Genomic DNA, 19705 nt, shown 5'->3' with positions numbered 1-19705 from the left:
CGATCTGGCAGACTCAGTAGCGCACACCCGGCGGTGGCGTGAAGGAATCCAGGGCATGCAGGTAGGAGGCCCGGGCGAAAGCACTCGGGTCGGGCAGGTTCTGCTGACTCATCGAACCCCTGAGCTGGCCGACTGAATCGTATTCCCGCGCTTCCATCCAGCGCGTCATGCCTGCCAGCACTTCCGTCAGCACCTGCGGACCGCGCCTGAGCAGCGCACTCGCCATGTGCACGACATCGGCGCCGGCGAGCAGCATCTTCAGCGCATCGTCGGCGTTGTGCACGCCACCGGTTGCCGCCAGCGTCAGTCTCGTGCGGCCCCTCAGGATGGCGATCCAGCGCATGGTCAGCAGGACATCGGCCGAGGTGGAGAGTTGGACGCGGTCGATAACGCGCAGGGTTTCCAGATCGATGTCCGGCTGGAAGAAGCGGTTGAACAGCGACAGGCCAGCCGCACCCGCCGCTTCGACCTGCCTAGCGAAATGCGGCAGCGAAGAGAAAAACGGCGAAAGTTTCATGTTGACCGGGATGCTGACCAAGGTCTTGAGCTCCCGCAGCAGGGCGAGGTAACGATCTTCCAGCGCCTGTCCCGAAAGTTCCGGATCACCGGGCATGTACCAGGCGTTGAGTTCCAGCGCGTCGGCTCCGGCATCCTGCATCTCCTTGCCCAATTCGACCCAGCCGCTCAGCGAAGCGCCGTTGAGGCTGGCCACCACGGGAATGGCCAAGCGCGATTTCAGCGACTGGATCTGCTCCAGATAGCTGTCGAGCTTGCTCTCGTAGTTGCTCCCGAACGGCAGATGACCGGAAGCCTCGCCGAAGGAATCCGGATGCACGAGAAAGCGGTCAATCATCTTCTCGTCGTTGCGCACGTCTTCCTCGAACAGCGAATGCATGACGATGGCAGCCGCGCCGGCATCCTCCAGATGGAGCACTGAGTCGATATTGTGGCTGAGTGGCGTCGACGACGGCACCAACGGGTTCTTCAGGGCCAGGCCAAGATAGCTTGTGGTCAGATCAGGCATGAGGGATGCTCTCCTGTTCGGCGGCCTCCTGGGCCTTTTCCTCGATCACCGCTTCCGGCAGCGCCATCTCGGCGAGTTCCAGATACTCCTGATGGCGCAGTCGGGCATCGCTATCGGCCTGAACCATGAAGCGCTCGGCTGCTTCCGGGTGCTGCCGTTCGAGCACGGTGAAGCGCGCTTCGTGGCGCGCGAACTCGCGGAACGGTATGCTCGGCGCTGCGCTGTCGACCGACATCGGATGCTTGCCCTGCTCGCGCAGGCGCGGATCGTAACGCAATAGTGGCCAGTGACCCGACTTTACGGCCAGATCCTGCTGCCGATGGTTGTGCGACATGTCGACGCCGTGCGCGATGCACGGACTGTAGGCGATGATGATCGAGACGCCGGGATAGCTTTCGGCGTCGAGGAAGGCCTTCAGCGTGTGCGTATCCCGGGCGCCGTAGGCGACCTTGGCGACGAACACATTTTCGTAATCCATCGCAATGCGCGCCAGATCCTTCTTGCGATTCGGCTGACCACCGGCTGCGAACTTGGCGACCGCGCCGCGCGGCGTGGCCTTGGAATTCTGGCCGCCGGTATTGGAATAGACCTCGGTATCGAGGACAAGGATATTGACGTCCTCACCCGACGACAGCACGTGATCGAGGCCGCCGTAACCGATGTCGTACGCCCAGCCGTCACCACCGATGATCCAGACGCTGCGCCGGATCAGGTATTCGGCCACCGCCGCCAGTTGTTCGGCGGCCGGTGTCGCAATGTGGGAGAGCTTCGCCAGCAGGGCGGCGACCCGCTCGCGCTGCTCGTGGATGCCGGCTTCGCTGCTCTGGTCGGCGTGGAGCAGCGATTCGACCATGCGGTCGCCGATTTCCAGGTCCATGGCGCGCAACTGCGTGCACGCGGCATCGGCGAGTTTGTCCGTGGCCAGCCGCATGCCAAGTCCGAATTCGGCGTTATCCTCGAACAGCGAGTTGTTCCACGCCGGTCCGCGCCCCTCAGCATTGGTACAATATGGTGTGGTCGGCAGATTGCCGCCATAGATCGAGGAACAGCCGGTGGCGTTGGCGATCAGCATGCGATCGCCGAAAAGTTGTGTGGCAAGCCGGATGTACGGGGTCTCGCCGCAACCGACGCAGGCTCCCGAGAACTCGAATAGTGGCGGCAGCAACATCGAGCCCGGCACCGTTCCGCGCTTGGCGAGACGCCGGTCGTAATCGGGGAGGGTCAGGAAGAATGCCCAGTTCTCGGCTTCCTGCGCCCGCAGCGGCGGCTGCTCGGCCATGTTCAGCGCCTTGCGCGAGACATTGCTCTTGTCGCGGATCGGACAGACTTCGACGCACAGCGAGCAGCCGGTGCAGTCCTCAGGCGCGACCTGGTAGCTCATCCGCCAGCCAGCAGGGTAATCCCGGCTGCGCGGCGGCATCTGCTTGAAGGTCGACGGCGCCTGGGCGGCCAGTTCGGCTGGGAAGACCTTGGCACGGATGGCCGAATGCGGGCAGACGAAAACGCACTTGCCGCACTGGGTGCACAGGTCGCTCTCGAGTACCGGAATCTGCAACGCCAGATTGCGCTTCTCGTAGCGGGCGGTGCCGGTCGGCCAGGTGCCATCGGCCGGAAACAGCGATACCGGCAAGCGATCACCCTTGCCGGCGATCAGGGGGATGGTCAGCTTGTGGACGAAATCGCTGATCTGCGGCGATGCGATGGGTTGGGTGGACTCGCCGGAAGCGAGTTCGGGCACCGTGACCTGGTGCAGACAGGCCAGCGTCTTGTCGATGGCGCGGTAATTCAGTTCGGCGATGCGCCGGCCCTTGCGCCCGTAGGTCTTTTCGACGGCATGCTTGATCGCGGCAATCGCGTCTTCCTGCGGCAGAATGCCGGAAATGGCGAAGAAGCAGGTCTGCATCACCGTGTTGATGCGTCGCCCCATGTCGGCTTCGAGCGCCACCTGATAGGCGTCGATGACGTAGAAAATGATCTTCTTTTCCACCATCCTTTGCTGCATGGCCGCCGGCAGGGTCGCCCAGACCCGGTCGGGTGGGACACTGGTGTTGAGCAGGAAAACCGCGCCCGGCGCCGCATGCACCAGCAAATCGTGGGTTTCGAGGAAGAGCGGCTGATGGCAGGCGATGAACCGGGCATCGCCATCGCCCGTCAGGTACGCCGAGCGGATCGGACTGGGGCCGAAACGCAGGTGCGAAACGGTCATCGCCCCCGACTTCTTGGAATCGTAAACGAAATAGCCCTGGGCATGAAGATCGGTCTCGTCACCGATGATCTTGATCGAGTTCTTGTTGGCCGACACCGTGCCGTCCGACCCGAGGCCGTAGAAGACGGCCGCGAAGGTGTCGTGTGCGGCGTCGGTACGGAAGCTGGCATCGAAAGGCAGCGACAGGCCAGTCAGGTCGTCGTGGATGCCGACCGTAAAGCTGCGTTTCGGGATTGCTGCGGTCAACGCCTCGAAAACGGCCAAAACCATGGCCGGGTTGAACTCCTTCGAACCGAGGCCGTAACGCCCGCCGATCACCTTCGGCATGGCGGAAAAATGTGGCGTTTCGCCGCTGAAATCCTCGGCCAGCGCGACCAGCACATCCTTGAACAGCGGCTCGCCGTCGGCACCCGGCTCCTTGCAGCGATCAAGGACGGCTATCGCCCGGGTCGTCGTCGGCAGGGCGGCGAGCAGCGCCGCCGGCGCCCACGGCCGGAACAGGCGCACCTTCAAGAGACCAACCTTATTGCCGTGGCGGTTCAGATGGTCGATGGTCTCCTGCACCGTCTCGGCACCCGAACCCATCAGAATGATGACGCGCTCGGCATCGGGCGCGCCGACGTAGTCGAACAATCTGTATTGGCGCCCGGTCAGCCTGGCAAACTCGTCCATATTCTGCTGGACAATGCCAGGGAAAGCATCGAACCATGGGTTCTGCGCTTCGCGGGCCTGAAAGAAGACATCGGGATTCTGTGAGGTGCCACGCAACACCGGGTGCTCCGGCGACAGAGCGCGGGCGCGGTGGGCGCCGATCAGTTCCTGCGGCAGCATTTCGTGCAGGACATGATCGTCGACCGCGACAATCTTGGCAACTTCATGGGAAGTCCGGAAGCCGTCGAAGAAATGCAGGACCGGAATGCGCCCAGCCAGTGTCGCGGCCGTCGCAATGACAGCCATGTCGTGTGCTTCCTGCACCGAATTGGACGACAACAGCGCGAAGCCGGTGCCGCGCGTAGACATCACGTCGGAGTGGTCACCGAAGATCGAAAGCGCGTGCGTCGCGACCGCGCGGGCGGCAACGTGGAAGACCGTCGGCGTCAACTCGCCGGCGATCTTGTACATGTTGGGAATCATCAGCAGAAGACCCTGCGATGCCGTAAACGTCGTCGCCAGCGCCCCCGCCTGCAAGGCGCCATGGACGGTGCCGGCGGCACCGCCCTCGGATTGCAGTTCGACGACCCTGGGAACGCTGCCCCAGATGTTGACCTTACCCTGTGCCGCCCACTCGTCGGACAGTTCGCCCATGCCGGACGATGGGGTGATCGGGTAAATCGCGATCACTTCGGAAGCCCGAAAGGCAATCGAAGCAACAGCTTCGTTGCCGTCGATGGTGAGCATCTTGTTCATGGAAGTTCCTGGACACATATGAAGAAGCAAGCAAAACCCCGGACGACGACAAAGCCGCAGCAGATGGTGCAATGCAACAAGGTATTTTACGCTAACTGACACCAAAAATTGTAAGGTGATGTAGCGGGAGAAGGTTGCGGAACCGGAAAGCGGTCCCGGAATCGATCGTGCTTGCCGACCGATTCCGCACCCTTTGCCTCATGGCGTTCAGCCATGGCACTCTGTTTTGAGCGAAAAGCCCCAATGCAGCTAAACTACCTGCAACAATCGTCCCCCAACCCTTTGACGTGCCTGACGCACCGTTCCCGAGAATGAAATCCGCCCTCGCCGCCCTGCTGCTGATCATCCTGCACTGCCTCCCGCATGACGTCAGCGCCGCGCTCTTCGACAAGGAAATTGTCTTCACCGAAGCCGAAATCCAGACCGCGATCGACAGAAATGCACTCCGGCAAAAGCGCGTCGGAACCATGCTGGCCGTCACACTGCGCGAGGCACCAAAAATCCGCTTGGGCATCCCCGAGGGCCGCGTCGGAATCGCCGCCCGGATGGAAATCGCCCTGATCGGAAACCCGCCGTTCCCGGTCGACGTCACGGGAAACTCCGGCATCCGTTACGACGACCAGGCCAAGGCATTCTTCCTTGACAGCCCCGTAGCCGACTCAGTCGAATCGATCGCCCTCCCTCGCGAATTTCAGGCGCAGGTCCGGCATGCGGTCAGCCAGGTAATGGCTGTCTATTTCCGCGACAAGCCTGTCTACGTGCTGCGTGAAGACGGCAGCGCCCAGGAGATCGCCGCGCGTTGGCTGCTGCGCGGGATCAGGATCGAGAGGGGCAAGGTAGTGGCGACCCTGTCTCCCTTCTGACGACGCCCCATTGCTTCGCCGGTTGCCAGCAGGCGGGACGGATTTTTTATTGGTGTGGCACCGTCGATGCCGTGCTTGCAAAGAAGGCGAACCGGCATGGCTCGCCTATCCCTAAGCCGGACGAGCCGGAACCAAACAGGTATTACGATAGAAGCCTGACGAATGACCGAGGAGGCGATCATGTTGGCGATGGCTCTGGCGGAACGATACGCGACGAACATGCATGGCGTGCTTTCGTGCTTTGACCGGATCATTATCACCGGCACGCTGCCTGGTGCGTGCTACGCGGCAGGAATGACGAGTTATTTGTACACGCACGGAATTCGGGTATTCGACTACCCGCGATTTGCCGAGCCGCTGCGAGATCGCATTCGTGAGCGTGCGCAGGAGGTGTGTCTGGCGGCGGGTATTGAAATCGAGCACGTCAGCAAAAGCCATATTCGCAAGGAAGAGTTGGTCGCGCGAGTGCTCGCCGGTCGCGGCGACGCACCGGGTTTGGTGCATGTGCTCTCGGCCATGGAAGCCTGTCCGAGCTACAAACCGTGGCATGACAAAGGCAGTGGCAAGACTTACCTGCGCCCCGATCAAGGCAAGTGCCTGCACGACTACTTCTATTTCATCGACGAGGAACTGGGGTTGTGCTACCTGCGTGTGCCGACGTGGGCACCGTTCGGGTTGCAGTTCTACTGTAATGGTCACAGCGCTCTGGCAAGAACTCTGACGCGAGAAAGGATCGACTTCCTCCAGCAGGACAACGCCTTCCTGCGTGTCGCCGACATCGCGCAGGCGCAGGCGCTGGCGGATGCGTTCAGTCCCGACGTACTTCACCCGCGACTGGATCGCTATGCGCAGTGGTTGTGCCCAGTGCTTGACGTCTTTGGATCCTCGTATCACTGGAGCTTGCGCCAAGTCGAATACTCCACCGACCTGATGTTTCGCAGTGAGCAGATATTGGTTCCACTGTATGACGCCATTTCGCGCCAAGCGGTCTTGGCCGCCAACGCAGAACGCGTCTCCAGCTTTCTGGGCAAGAAGGTCACGCCACAACTGGCCCAGGAGATCGGTTCCCGGTTGTCCACCCGTATCGAGGGGCGCTGCATCAAGCACACCATGGGCGCCGCTGGCGTCAAGGTGTATGACAAATTCTCCCGCGTACTGCGGGTCGAAACGACCGTCAATGACGTGAGTTTCTTCAAACACCACCGCAAGGTGGAACACAAGGACAGGCACGCCACCCGAGAATTGGCGCCCCTGAAGAAGACAATCTATAGCCTGATCGACCTGCGCGACATCCTGCTCGGCTGCAACCAACGTTACCTGGCGTTCCTCTCCAGCCTCGATGACCCCAGTGCCGGCGAGCGTGACTTGGAGCGATTGAGCATGCCACGGTTGGGGGCGGCTCCCGGTGTCAAAGGGGTGAACTTCTTTGATCCTGCCGAGAAAGCCTTGCTGCAAACCATGCAACGCGGCGAGTTCAACATTCACGGTTGGCGTCGTGCCGATCTTCTCAGCTATCTGAAGCTCACTCCGTCCGCCATGTCGCGCCAACTTGCCCGACTGCGTACGCTCGGCTTGATCAAGAAAGTCACTCATACCTATCGCTACTACCTCACTCGATTGGGACGTTCAGTCGTCGCTGCGGCCTGCTCATTGACCCGCTTCAACATAGTGCCAACCATGGCTTGCGCATCCTGAATTCTTCTCATGATTTGTGATGATTGAACTGGTTAGTGACTAAAATCGTACTACTGAACGCGGATTTCGACGCGACGGCTCTCTTCCGGGCTGCCGCTACCAATATTCGATTCAGGCTTACGCAACTTGCAACGGTCGGCGGGCACACCGCCAGCAACGAGCGCATCGCGTACGGAAAGTGCTCGCGCCCGGGCAAGTTCGGCGTTCTGTCTGGCATCGCCGGAAGGATCATGGAAGCCGGACAAGAGCACGATGGTCCGGGAATTGGCGGCCAGCGCCTGCAAGGTCAAAGCGACGACAGCCATGTCGGCGTCAGTCAGCCTCGCCTCGCCCACGGCGAAATAGACCTTGGCCAGAGGTTCGCCGAGCGGTGCAATGTCGACCACTTCATCGGTGGGAGCCTTGGCCACGTTCACAGCCTTGGTCGAACTGCCGCTGTAGACCACCGCCAAGACCGCCAGCGCGATCCCTGCCAGAACCCCGACGATTACCGCCGTGGATTCGTCATCATCATTTGCCGCCATACTCACCTCGCTCAATCTGATTGGCCGGGCTCCCCCCGGAACAGCCTCACATTTTACTATTCCTCGGCCGGAAACAGAACCCTCGGCATCATTTCTACGTGCTGATCTTCGCAGCCCAACCAGACAATACCGTCCTGAACCGTGCATTGCAGACGCATGTTGCGTCGCGCCAGGCTGGCCAGCGCCTGGCACTCGCCGGGGCTGAGCGCCAGGACACGCAGATTCTTCCGGCCAGCGACCTTGCCTGCGGTCTGTTGCCACCAGTTGTCGGCGCCCCGCCCACCGTAACTGACGACAACGACATGGCGTGAACGGGCGCAGGCGCGGCGAATGGCTTTTTCGTCTGGCAGGCCGACATCGATCCAGCGTTCGATGCCGCCAGTGGCGTCGATATCCCACAGGTCGGGCTCGTCTTCGGTCGACAGGCCGCGCCCGAACGCCAGCGTCGGCGAGGCATTGAGGGCAAATGCCAGCAGGCGCACCATCATGCGCTCGTCAGTTTCCGATGGGTGGCGGGCGATGGTCAGCGAATAATCGCCGAAATGAGCCCGGTCGAGGTCGGCGACTTGCAGATCGGCCTTGTAAATTGTCGCTTTGAGTGCCATGCCCGCCCTAGTCAAGAGCCAGCATTATCACATGACGATTGCCCCAAACCGGGATACGATAGAGCGACGACGCCAGGGAGCCCAATCCATGAATACCGCCCGCATCAGCCTCACCCTTCTTGCCGTGCTGTTGGCCGCTCCCGCCAGCGCGGCGGACGCTCCCAAGCGCAAGTCCGGTCTCTGGGAAGTCAGGACCGAGATGGCTGGCATGCCCTCGCGGGGGCCGATTCAGATGTGCGTCGACCAGACTAGCGACAACCTGATGCAGGAACGCGCCAGGGAGAAGAGCAATTGCTCGGTAATGGACGTCAGTCGCGGTGCCGGCAAGGTGACCATCCATTCGGTGTGCAAGTTCGACGGCACCACGGCAACCACCGATGCCGTCATCACCGGCGACTTCGACAGCACCTACCGCAACGACATGCTGATCCGTTACAACCCGCCGCAGCATGGCATGAGCGAAATGAAGATGACGCAGGAAGCGCGCTGGCTCGGCCCTTGCAAGCCGGGCCAGAAGCCCGGCGACATCATGATGCCGGGGATGCCGCCGGTGAACACCGGAAACATGCAGGAGATGATGAAGGATCCGCAGGTCCGCGAAATGATGAAGCGCCAGCAACAAGGACGGCAATGAATGGCACTTGGTATAGAATCAGCAAATACTGATTTTTGGGGTCTGCCATGCGCCAATTCCTGCTTTTTTCCTCCCTCTCGCTGCTCGCCCTGGTGGCTCGCGCCGAAGTTGTCGATATCGACAACGCCGAGTTGGCGAAACTGTTGAAGAGCGGGGTCACGGTGATCGATATCCGCACCCAGCCCGAATGGGAAGAAACCGGCATTGTCGCCGGCACCAAGCTGCTGACCTTCTATGACGAGCGTGGGCGAGCCGATCCGGACGCCTGGCTTGAAAGGTTGAAGCCGCTGGCCAAACCGGGAGACCCGGTTGCCGTCATCTGCCGTTCGGGCAACCGGACCAGGTCGGTCAGCCAGTTGCTCTCGCAACAAGCCGGCTATGCCAAGGTCTATAACCTGAAAAATGGCATCAAGGGCTGGACCGCAAGTGGCGGCACGCTCGTGCCGGCCGCTCAGAGCATTGCCGCCTGTCACGCTGAGAAGACTTGCTGATCCTGGCTGTGGACCAATAACGCCGGCACCTGCGAACGCCGCACGGCGAACGGCAACCGGGTAAGCAACCACGCACCTTGGCCACTTTGGGAGAAACTGCTGGTGGCCTGTGCACTGGTGGCGACGCGATGACTCGGAGCGGCGCGCCGCGTGGCACGCTGTTGGCATACGGCCCTGCGGCTTTTACAGGGGCGTGATTCCTCAGTGAGCGCCACCACTTCGCCGGGAGAACCCCATGCAAGACCCGCTGACCGAACTTCTGCAGGCTGCCCTCACCGCTCGCCAGCCTCTGATCGCGCGCCTGCACGAGGAAGACACCAATGCCTACCGCCTGTTCAACGGCAGCAGCGAAAAACGGCCGGGTCTGACCGTCGACCGCTACGGTGACCTGCTGCTGATCCAGACCTTCCACAAGCCACTAGACGGCGATGAACGGGTCGCCATCGAGAATTTCTACGCCGCCGCCGTACCCGGTCTGACCACCATCTACAACGATCGCAGCCACGCCAACTCGCGCGTCGCCAACCCGTTGCCGACCGATCTGCTGAGCGCGGCCCGAAAGCCGCGCGAGATTCGTGAAATGGGCGTGCGCTATGTCATCCAGGCCCGTCACGCTGGCCAGGACCCGTGGCTCTTTCTCGATATGCGCGTCGGTCGCCGCCGGATCATGCAGGAAGCCTCCGGTAAGTCGCTGCTCAACCTGTTCGCCTACACTTGCGGCATCGGCGTCGCCGCTGCCAGGGCCGGAGCCGCGCATGTCGTCAACATCGACTTCGCCGAGTCCAACCTCAGGGTGGGGAAGGAAAATGCCCGTCTCAACGACCTGCCGATCCGCCTGCGCTTCATCCACAGCGACGCCTTTGCCGCGATGCGCCAGATAGCCGGGGGCGGCCAGCCAACCGTGGTCAGGGGCAAGCGCATGCCGGCCTTTCCAAAGCTCGACAGGCGCGGCTTCGACCTCGTCTTCCTCGACCCGCCACGCCATGCCAAGAGCCAGTTCGGCGTCGTCGATATCGTCAAGGATTACGCTGCTCTGATGAAGCTGGCGCTGCTGTGCACGACCGAGGGCGGAACCCTGATCTGTTGCAACAATGCAGCGGAAATTTCGCGCGAGGTCTGGGCCGACCAACTTGCACGCTGCGCCGCTAAGACAGGCAGGAAGATCCGGGAAATGGAATGGATCATTCCGGAGGAAGATTTCCCCAGCCACGATGGCCAGCCACCACTTAAAATTGCACTGCTGCGGGTTTAGGAATACGCTCCCGCCACCGTTACGGAGTCCATTGCATGCCCTCGCGCCAGATTCACACGCTCCACCGCCCCGCCAAGATGCCCACGGATGCGCCCGACCTGCTGTTCGTCCATGGTGCCTACGTGGACTCCCGCTGCTGGGACATCCATTTTCTACCCTACTTCACCGCGCTCGGCTACAACTGTCACGCGGTCGACCTTACGGCACACGGTCTGAGCGAAGGCAAGGAAGAAGCCGACCGCTTCGGCATCGACGACTATGTCACCGACCTCCGTCAGGTGCTCGCCAAACTGCCCGGCGATACCGTGCTGATCGGTCATTCGATGGGCTGTGCCGTGATCGAGCGTGTACTCGAGCGGACCACCGCCCGTGCCGCAGTACTCATGGCGCCGGTGCCGCCGACCGGTACCTGGGGCTCGATCATGCGGCTTGCCCTGAAGCACCCCGAGATGTTTTCCGAGATCCCGCGGCTCAGCCAACATGGGGAGCTCGGCCCGACGAGCCTGGCGCTGATGCGCGACATCTATTTCTCACCGGTGACCAGGCCTGAAGAACTCCTCGACTTCGCGCACCTGATCCAGCCGGAACCCACCCGTGCCATCTCCGACATGCTGTTTGTCGGCCTCCGGCACCATCGTCTGCGGACGCCACTTCCGGTCATGGTGATCGGCGGCGAGCGCGACGCGGTCTTTCCGCCCTTCACCACGAGTTTCACCGCCTTGCGCTGGCACGCCCAGGAGATGTACGTCCCTGACTGCGGCCACATGCTGATGCTGGAACATCAATGGCGGGCGGCCGCCGACACGGTGGCGCGCTGGCTGGAAACGGCGGTCCGTCGGCACTCACCCGCACGGTCATCGAGCAGCGTCGTGGCTGCCTGAAATCCGGGGGTTTCCGGTCAAGGGGAAACCGGGCCCGGGTTCATTTCCTGATTGGCTGGTTGCGCCCCGAGAACTGGTCGCTCAGACGGAATGCCGCGTCGCTGAACTGGCCGCCTGGACTCTGGACACAATAGCGATTGACGAAATTCTCGATCGTGCCGCTGGAAATGCCGGAGACCTGCTGACTTTGCTCGCCGTAGTTATGCCCGGTCAGGAATCCGCGGATCCACACAATGTAGCTGCTCCTCCGATCCGCGTCATCCTTCGAAGCGCTCCAGGCAGCGCACGACATGTCGTCAAAGCCCAGAATATTGAGCGGCGCAGCGACGGCCGAGCCCAATAAGATCCCGGAGCACAGGACACCAATCAATTGCCAAGGTCTGGCCATACGCATATTCCTCTCCCGTCGATCTCCACGCACCGGCGATGCGCCCCGCCTTGCGGCTGGCCGTGAGAACCAGACAAGGTTTCCACGGCGCAATTATCTCACTGCCATTGCCGCTGGCAACAAGCGGTGAATCCCGAAACAGCGGCGCTCGCGTGCATCCGCCGCGCAGCGCAACCAAAAAATTCGTGCATGCTTGTTGCAGCGGGGTGAGATCGGCGAGAATTCATGGTTTTACGCGGTCGACCGCAACATACCCCATTTTCCGAGGATCCTTCATGTCCAACGCCGAACAGCCTGTCCAGCAAGACGAGAATCAGCTCATCGCCGAGCGCCGCGCCAAGCTCGCCGAGTGGCGCAAGTCAGGCAGAGCCTTCCCGAACGACTTCCAGCGCGAGAATACCGCGCTCAAGCTGCTCGACAGCTACGGCGACAAGACGTCGGAGGAACTGCAGGGCATGCCGGTCGAGGTCAAAGTCGCCGGCCGCATGATGCTGAAGCGCCTCATGGGCAAGGCTTCCTTCGCGACGCTACAGGACCTCTCCGGCCGCATCCAGATCTACGTCACCCGCGACGGTCTTGGCGACGCAGTCTACACCGATTTCAAGACCTGGGATCTCGGCGACATTCTCGGCGTCGTCGGCACACTGATGAAGACCCGGACCGGCGAACTGACCATCCACGCGACCGAGATCCGCCTGCTGACCAAGTCGCTGCGCCCGCTGCCGGACAAGTTCCACGGCCTGGCCGACCAGGAAATGAAGTATCGCCAGCGTTATGTCGACCTGATCATGAACGAGGAAACGCGCTTCACCTTCCTGGCACGCAGCCGCATCGTCGCCTCGATCCGCAACTACATGAACGGCCACGGCTTTCTCGAAGTCGAAACGCCGATGATGCATCCGATCCCCGGCGGCGCGTCGGCTAAGCCCTTCGTCACCCACCACAACGCACTCGACATGCAGCAGTTCCTGCGCATCGCACCCGAGCTATACCTCAAGCGCCTGGTGGTCGGCGGTTTCGAGAAGGTGTTCGAGATCAACCGCAACTTCCGCAACGAAGGACTCTCCCCGCGCCACAACCCCGAATTCACGATGATGGAATTCTATGAGGCCTACGCCGACTACAAGAGCCTGATGGATTTCACCGAAGGTCTGCTGCGCCACGCCGCGCGCGAGGCGCTCGGGCGCGAGGTGTTCCACTATCAGGGCCGCGAACTCGATTTGTCAAAGCCGTTTCAGCGCATGACCATGGTCGAGGCAGTGCTGCACTTCTGTCCGCAATACAGCGCCACCCAGCTCGCCGACGCCAGCTGGTTGCGCGAACAGATCGCCGCGCGCAAGGTCGAGATGAAGGGCACGCCCGGCCTCGGCACGCTACAACTGATGTTCTTCGAGGAAACAGCCGAAGCCCAGATCTGGGAACCGACCTTCATCATCGACTATCCGGTCGAAGTCTCGCCGCTGGCCCGTGCCTCCGACAGCAATCCGGAAATCACCGAGCGCTTCGAGTTGTTCATCGTCGCCCGCGAGATCGCCAACGGCTTCTCCGAGCTCAACGATGCCGAAGACCAGGCCGCGCGCTTCGCCGAACAGGCGAAGGCCAAGGAGGCCGGCGACGAGGAAGCGATGTACTACGACGCCGACTTCATCCGTGCCCTCGAATACGGCCTGCCACCAACCGGCGGCTGTGGCATCGGCATCGACCGCCTGGTCATGCTGCTGACCGACGCCCCCGCGATCCGCGACGTTATCCTCTTCCCCCAGATGCGTCCCGAATGATGGGCGTCCGTGCCCCACGGGCTGGTCTCGCCGGCGCTCGCCCCGGCATCTAGCGCGCGTGAACGAAAATACGGCCTCTCTGGAAGCCGCGACGCGCGCGGTCCTCGCGACGGATTCGAGCCGCACCCACATCTTCGAACACGAAGGCCAGCATTATGTCGTCAAGCGCCTAGCCGCAAAACCGCGCAAGTTGATCCAGACGGTATTCATGCGCTGGCTGGTCAAGCGCCTCACCGGGCGGCGCCTCCCGCTGGAGACGCTAGCACTCTCCGAGGCAACCAGCAGCATGGACTTCGAGGCAACCCGGCTTAAGGATCTGGCCACTGCCGGCATTAGGGTGCCGCGGGTCGCCCTGGTAAGCACGGAGTTCTTCGTCCTTGAATACTGCGGCGTCGTCGTACAGACGCAACTGAAGACCTGGCCGCCAGAAACATGGCGCAGGGTGCTGCCGCGACTGGCCACGGAACTCGGCGAGTTCCACCGGGCCGGCCACTGGCACGGCGGCGCGCAGATCAAGAACGTCACAATGCACGACGACATCAGCTACCGCATCGACTTCGAGGAGGACTTCGGCAAGATTATGCCGCTGGAGATGACCCAGGCGGCCGATCTCGTCCTATTCCTCAACTCGATTCCACTGAGCGGCCCGATTGGCGAGTGTGAGGCACGACAGTTACTGCCGCAACTGATCGAGAGCTATCGAGCCGCGAACCCCAATCCGGAAATCATGGATATCATCCACCGCGGACTGCCGCTGCTGAAACGGCTCGCGGCGCTGGCCCGCCCTTTCAGGCGCTGGTCGAAGAAAGGGATACCGCGCGTGCTGCTCATGGTCGACATCATTTCGGCGGGGAAATAGCTGCCGATCAGCCAGCAGGCAGCGTGGAATCTGGCGCTTCATTACGGGCGGCCCCTGCCGGCGGCATCCAGCCGGGGAAGCGGTTTTCAGGAGCCGGAGGGATGGGCAACGACGATGCGGTCGCGCCCTGTCGCCTTGGCCATGTAGAGCGCGCGGTCGGCGGCGCGTATCAGGAGATCCGCGCTGTCGCCGTGTTCGGGAACGGTGGCGACCCCCGCCGAGAAGGTGATGGCATCGATTTCGCGCCCCATCGCGCGGGCACCCACCGTACGCGCCTGTACGGCAATTGCGCTGATGCGCCTGACTGCCTCGTCGGCGTCGGCACCTGGCATGACGACAAGCAGTTCCTCGCCACCGTAGCGGCAGGCGATGTCCGAAGCCCGCAATCCATCAAGCAGCGCCTCCGCGACCCCGAGCAGCACGATGTCGCCGGCCTCGTGTCCCCACTGGTCATTGAAGCGCTTGAAGTGATCGAGGTCTATCATCACCACGGCCAGCGGGTGCTCCTCGCGCAAGGAGCGACTGATTTCCCGCGGCAACGTCTCGTCGAGGTAGCGCCGATTGAACAGGCTGGTCAGCGGATCACGAATCGCCTGCTGGAGCAATTCATCGGTACGCTGGCGCACTTTCTCCTCGAGCCGGCGGTTCAGCGCACGCAGACTCTCGGCCATGGTATCGCGCCGCTGATTCGCTCGCGCCAGGACGAAGGCTCCGGCGAGAAGCGTCCCCATGAAGAGAAGCGTGATCAGTATCCAGCCACCGAGGTTGCGATTTCCTATCCGCATCAACATGTCCGGAGGAATCCGCGACACCACCTTCCAGACATACTGGTCGGCCGCGATCGCCGCTGACCCAGCGGAATCGACCAGCTGCGAATCGACTGCCGAGGCCATTCCCGTAGTCAGCGGATGCACGGTGATGAATGACCACAATCCGTCGCCATCCTCAAACTGCCCGCGCTCGCCTGCTGATATCCGCTTCCAGGCATTGGGGAAACGCGTCCCGAAGTTGTCCTTGCGCCCGAACATGAAGCCCCACTCATCTGCTGCCTGCGGCGCGATCAGCCAGTAGCCGTCGCGGTTGAGCAGATTCACCCGAGTCCCACCCTCCCTGGCTTCGGTGAGGTCGGAAAACTTGTCGAGCAGATGGCTCCCGAAATAGTTCACCATCACGATCCCGCGCCGACGCCCCGCCTGATCGACAACCGCCATGCCGAGCCGGAGCGTCGGCTTAATCGGTGTTCCGACACGGTCCTGTTCGATGTTGAGATCGAGCGGCGAAACATAGATCTCGCCCGGCGCCAGTTTCATCGTGTCGATGAAGAAGTAGCGTTGCGCCTTGTTCTGCAGCCGCTCCAAGGGAACGACGAACGGCTGGTTCTGGACGTAGTCGACGCGGACACGCTCCATTCCGCTCTCGTCGATCCAGCGCAACTGGTCATAGACCCGGAGACTCGCGGAAAGCGCCACCAGATCGGCCGTGAAGTCGGCAAGCGACGGCGGATCGTTCTTGTCGAGCGCCCTGGCAAGGCTCGGCAGGCTGGCAATCAGCCGGATATCGCCGGCAATCATCCCGATGTCGCCGGTCAGTGAGCGCGCCCCCGCGGTCAGGCGCAGAGCCTCGGCCACTTCCAGACTCTCCCTGACCCTGACCTGGTCCTCGTGGTGCAGCGAGGAGACAAAGATCACACAAAGCAGTCCAGAAGGAAGAATCAGTGTCAGCAGGTAGCGAGCCAGTCTCGAACGCATGTTGTTTCACCAAGTTAATGTGATTATGGACTTGTCGTTGCGAGTTGCAAACCAGGATCATCCTTCCCGCCCGGCGCGGCGCCGTGTCCGTGCATCCGGCAGGGTTAGAATTGTAGCCATGCCCATGCAGCCTGCCCGTCTTAACTTCAAACCGGATGGCACACCGTATTCCGCCGCCTACGGCGACATCTACCACACCACCTGCGGTGGTCCGGCGCAAGCGCGCCACGTCTTTGTCGGTGGCAACGATCTGCCGGCGCGCTGGCAGGACCGGGATCGCTTCACCATTCTCGAAACCGGCTTCGGCCTCGGTCTGAATTTTCTCGCCACCTGGCAGGCCTGGCGCGACGACCCGCAACGCTGCCGCCGGCTGCACTTCGTCTCGCTCGAAAAACACCCATTTACGACCGCTGATCTTGCCACCGTGCATCAGGCCTGGCCGGAATTCGCCGACCTCGCCAACACCCTGCGCCGGCTCTGGCCACCGTTGGTGCCCGGCACCCACCGTCTGCATCTCGATGGTGAGCGCGTCATCCTGACTCTGATTTTCGGCGATGCGGCGACCCAACTACGCGAGGTCGATGCATCGGTCGACGCCTTTTATCTCGACGGTTTCGCACCTGCCACCAACCCGGAATTGTGGTCGCTGGCGCTGTGCAAGGCGCTTGCCCGGCTCGCCGCGCCCCGTGCGACATTGGCGACCTGGTGCCTGGCAAGGCCGGCGCGTGATGCGCTGGCCGCCGTCGAGTTCGATCTCGAGCGGCGGCCCGGCCTTCCCCCCCGGCGCGAGATGCTGGTCGGCCGCTTCCGCTCGCAGCGCCCGGATCGCCGTCCGCTGCCCTCCAAACGGCACGCCATCGTCATCGGCGCCGGTATCGCCGGCAGCCTGACTGCCCATCGCCTGGCAGCCGCCGGCTGGCAAGTGACCGTACTCGAACAGGCCGCCGGCCCGGGCCAGGGCGCTTCCGGCAACCTTGCCGGGATGTTGCGGCCATTGCCCAGCGCCGACGACAATCGCATTTCGCGCCTGACGCGCGCCGGCTTCCTCGCCACCCGCACCCTGCTGCAAACGCTGCCCGCTGCCCGCTGGTCGCCCTGCGGCGTGCTGCATCTGGCACGCGACGCCGAACACGAAGCGCAACAGCAGCGCACCGTCGCCGCGCTCGGCCTGCCACCCGAAATCGTGCAATTTGTCGACGCCAACAGTGCTGGCAAACTGCTCGGCAGGTTGGTGAGCGGCGGTGGCTGGTGGTTTCCCGAGGCCGGCTGGGTACAGCCGGCATCACTGTGCAGCACGGCACTGGCCACTTTTCCGGAACGCATCAGCGCGCATTACGCTGTTGCGGTCGACCGCCTGAATTGGGCAAAAAATGAATGGCAGGCGCTCGCCGCCGATGGCCGCGTGCTGGCTACAGCACCACTCGTTGTCATGGCCAGCGGCGTTGCCGCGCCGCGTTTCAGCCAGTTCGCGTGGCTGCCGCAGATTGCCGCACGCGGCCAGGTCAGTCACCTGCCGGCTACCGACCTGCCGGCGCTCGATATCGTCGTCAGCCAGCGCGCCTACGCAATACCGGCAATCGACGGCTATTGCCTGACCGGCGCCACGCTGACCTATGACGACGACGAAGCCGGCGAACGCCACGCCGATCACCGCGAAAACCTCGCCCAACTCGACCTGACCCTGCCTGGCTTCGCCGCCAGCATCGACCCCGCGCAACTCCACGGGCGCGTCGGCTTCCGTCCACTGTCGCCCGACCGCCTGCCGATCGTCGGACCGGTTCCGGCTACGGTCGCCGCCGGCGCCAACAGCCGCCTGTATAACCTGCCACGCTTGCCCGGCCTGTGGTGCGTGCAGGGCTTAGGCGCGCGCGGCATCACGTGGTCGGCGCTGATGGCCGACCTGCTGGTCAGCCGTATTGAGGGCGAACCTCTGCCGCTGGAGCGCGATCTGGTTGACGCTCTCGACCCCGGCCGCTTCCTGATCCGCGGCGCCCGCCGTTAGGTCAGAAAATTACCCGCGCCAGCAGCAGGCCGGTGGCCACGGCCACCGAGGTCGCGACGAGGCCAGGAATCATGAACGAATGGTTCAGCACGTACTTGCCAATCGTCGTCGTCTTCGACAGATCGAAGTTGATCGCGGCGATCAGCGAGCCATAGGTCGGGATGAAGAAGTAGCCATTGACTGCCGGGAACATCGCGATCAGGAATTGCGGCGGAATGCCCAGCGCGATGCCGAGCGGCATCAGCGCCCGCGTCGTCGCCGCCTGGCTGTAGAGCAGCACCGACGCGAAGAACAGGCCTAAGGCGAAGGTCCACGGCGCCGCTTCGGCCCAGTGACCGATGGCCGGAACGATGACGTCCTTGTGCGCGGCAATGAAGCTGTCGCCGAGCCAGGCCAGCCCGAAAATGCCAATCACCGCGACGACGCCAGCGCGTAGCGTTGCTGTCTTCGGCACCTCATCGACATTCACCCTGGTTGCCATGAGCATGATCGCGGCGACCGCCATCATGACGATCTCGATGACGGTTGGCATCCCGAGCGGGCTCTTGGCCCCGGGCAGCTTGCGCAACTCGGGGAAGAAGCCAAGCAGTACGACCAGCGCGACGCCAGTCAGAAAGAGGTAGGCGGAAATTCTGGCCGCCGGCTTCAGCGGCGGGCGCTCACCCGCCGCCTTCGGCGCCGGTATCTGGCCGGCCGCCAGGCGCGCCTGATATTCCGGATCGTCCTTCAGATCCTTGCCGAGAAACATGGAAACGATGGCGCCGGCAACGACGCCGGTCAGCGTCGCCGGTACGCAAACCATCAGGATCTCGGGCAGTCCCCACTGGGTCAGTCCCTTCTCGGCAAAGAGGCCAATCATCGCCGCCGTGGCCGCGGCAACAGGACTCGCGGTGATCGCCTGCTGCGAGGCGATGGTCGCGATCGCCATCGGCCGCTCGGGGCGGATGCCGCTCTGGTGCGCGGTCTCGTAGATCACCGGCAGCAGCGGATAGACGATGTGCCCGGTACCGGCGACGAAGGTGAAACTCCACGTCGTCAGCGGCGCGACGATGGTGACGTACTTCGGGTTGGCGCGAATGATGCGTTCGGCCACCCGCACCAGGAAGTCGATGCCACCTGCGGCGTCCATCACCGAGGCAGCCATGATTACTGCCAGGATGATCAGCATGACGTCGATCGGCGGCGAGGTCGGCGTGACCCCAAAGCCAACGACCAGCACCAGCAGGCCGACTGCCCCCCAGAGGCCGAGCCCGACGCCGCTGTAGCGCGCACCCATCCAGATCGCCGCGAGGACTACAGCGAACTGCAGGAAGATGACCATGTTCATGAGTTTCAATCTCCAGGCGAT

General features: G+C 62.7%; 16 protein-coding genes. 9 read left to right on the top strand and 7 right to left on the bottom strand.

Annotated elements, in window-relative coordinates; all coding sequences use genetic code 11:
* Positions 1–13 precede the first annotated feature (13 nt).
* Both IPP03_21345 and nifJ read right to left on the bottom strand, forming a co-directional pair.
* Positions 14–1024 carry a dihydroorotate dehydrogenase-like protein gene (locus IPP03_21345; GenBank protein ID MBL0355053.1) on the bottom strand — a complete coding sequence of 337 codons (1011 nt, stop codon included), beginning with the start codon at positions 1022–1024 and terminating at the stop codon, positions 14–16.
* Entirely contained in the window at positions 1017–4637 is a 3621-nt protein-coding gene (gene nifJ / locus IPP03_21340) for a pyruvate:ferredoxin (flavodoxin) oxidoreductase (protein MBL0355052.1), read from the bottom strand. The genes IPP03_21345 and nifJ overlap by 8 nt, the downstream gene beginning before the upstream one ends.
* 311 nt (positions 4638–4948) lie before the next feature.
* Here nifJ and IPP03_21335 point away from each other — a divergent pair, with 311 nt between their 5' ends.
* Together IPP03_21335 and IPP03_21330 are read left to right on the top strand one after the other, a co-directional pair.
* Positions 4949–5500 carry a DUF1439 domain-containing protein gene (locus tag IPP03_21335; protein ID MBL0355051.1) on the top strand — a complete coding sequence of 184 codons (552 nt, stop codon included), beginning with the start codon at positions 4949–4951 and terminating at the stop codon, positions 5498–5500.
* 162 nt (positions 5501–5662) lie between these two features.
* A complete protein-coding gene (locus IPP03_21330; GenBank protein MBL0355050.1) occupies positions 5663–7195 on the top strand; it encodes a MarR family transcriptional regulator in 1533 nt (510 codons plus the stop codon).
* A gap of 50 nt (positions 7196–7245) precedes the next feature.
* On the opposite strand, the gene IPP03_21325 is transcribed toward IPP03_21330, so the two are convergent.
* Positions 7246–7719, bottom strand: coding sequence for an OmpA family protein (locus IPP03_21325; GenBank protein MBL0355049.1), 474 nt, complete (start codon positions 7717–7719; stop codon positions 7246–7248).
* 56 nt (positions 7720–7775) lie between these two features.
* Positions 7776–8324 (bottom strand): YaeQ family protein, encoded by a 549-nt coding sequence (locus tag IPP03_21320; GenBank protein MBL0355048.1) that lies wholly within the window; start codon positions 8322–8324, stop codon positions 7776–7778.
* Positions 8325–8412: 88 nt separating this feature from the next.
* Between IPP03_21320 and IPP03_21315 the strand changes: the two genes are divergently transcribed.
* The 4 genes from IPP03_21315 to IPP03_21300 all read left to right on the top strand — a co-directional run bounded on the left by IPP03_21315 (position 8413) and on the right by IPP03_21300 (position 11582).
* Complete coding sequence (locus IPP03_21315; GenBank protein MBL0355047.1) at positions 8413–8958, top strand: DUF3617 family protein; 546 nt, start codon at positions 8413–8415, stop codon at positions 8956–8958.
* A 47-nt stretch (positions 8959–9005) separates the two neighbouring features.
* Positions 9006–9449, top strand: a complete 444-nt coding sequence (locus tag IPP03_21310; protein ID MBL0355046.1) for a rhodanese-like domain-containing protein — start codon at positions 9006–9008, stop codon at positions 9447–9449.
* Between the two features lie 235 nt (positions 9450–9684).
* Positions 9685–10701, top strand: a complete 1017-nt coding sequence (locus IPP03_21305; GenBank protein MBL0355045.1) for a class I SAM-dependent methyltransferase — start codon at positions 9685–9687, stop codon at positions 10699–10701.
* Between the two features lie 35 nt (positions 10702–10736).
* Complete coding sequence (locus tag IPP03_21300) at positions 10737–11582, top strand: alpha/beta fold hydrolase (protein ID MBL0355044.1); 846 nt, start codon at positions 10737–10739, stop codon at positions 11580–11582.
* 40 nt (positions 11583–11622) lie between these two features.
* Here IPP03_21300 and IPP03_21295 read toward each other — a convergent pair whose 3' ends face one another.
* Positions 11623–11970, bottom strand: coding sequence for a hypothetical protein (locus IPP03_21295; GenBank protein ID MBL0355043.1), 348 nt, complete (start codon positions 11968–11970; stop codon positions 11623–11625).
* A gap of 275 nt (positions 11971–12245) precedes the next feature.
* Between IPP03_21295 and lysS the strand changes: the two genes are divergently transcribed.
* Together lysS and IPP03_21285 are read left to right on the top strand one after the other, a co-directional pair.
* Entirely contained in the window at positions 12246–13748 is a 1503-nt protein-coding gene (gene lysS / locus IPP03_21290) for a lysine--tRNA ligase (protein MBL0355042.1), read from the top strand.
* 58 nt (positions 13749–13806) lie between these two features.
* On the top strand, positions 13807–14607 hold the full coding sequence (locus IPP03_21285; protein MBL0355041.1) for a hypothetical protein: 801 nt from the start codon (positions 13807–13809) through the stop codon (positions 14605–14607).
* Positions 14608–14693: 86 nt separating this feature from the next.
* On the opposite strand, the gene IPP03_21280 is transcribed toward IPP03_21285, so the two are convergent.
* Positions 14694–16355 (bottom strand): GGDEF domain-containing protein, encoded by a 1662-nt coding sequence (locus tag IPP03_21280; protein ID MBL0355040.1) that lies wholly within the window; start codon positions 16353–16355, stop codon positions 14694–14696.
* A 118-nt stretch (positions 16356–16473) separates the two neighbouring features.
* Between IPP03_21280 and mnmC the strand changes: the two genes are divergently transcribed.
* A complete protein-coding gene (mnmC, locus tag IPP03_21275; GenBank protein ID MBL0355039.1) occupies positions 16474–18357 on the top strand; it encodes a bifunctional tRNA (5-methylaminomethyl-2-thiouridine)(34)-methyltransferase MnmD/FAD-dependent 5-carboxymethylaminomethyl-2-thiouridine(34) oxidoreductase MnmC in 1884 nt (627 codons plus the stop codon).
* 1 nt (position 18358) lies between these two features.
* Here mnmC and IPP03_21270 read toward each other — a convergent pair whose 3' ends face one another.
* Positions 18359–19684, bottom strand: coding sequence for an anaerobic C4-dicarboxylate transporter (locus IPP03_21270; protein MBL0355038.1), 1326 nt, complete (start codon positions 19682–19684; stop codon positions 18359–18361).
* Positions 19685–19705 lie beyond the last annotated feature (21 nt).

It is taken from the genome of Candidatus Dechloromonas phosphoritropha, assembly GCA_016722705.1.
GTDB lineage: Bacteria > Pseudomonadota > Gammaproteobacteria > Burkholderiales > Rhodocyclaceae > Azonexus > Azonexus phosphoritrophus.
This window is presented reverse-complemented; position numbering and strand designations above follow the sequence as displayed.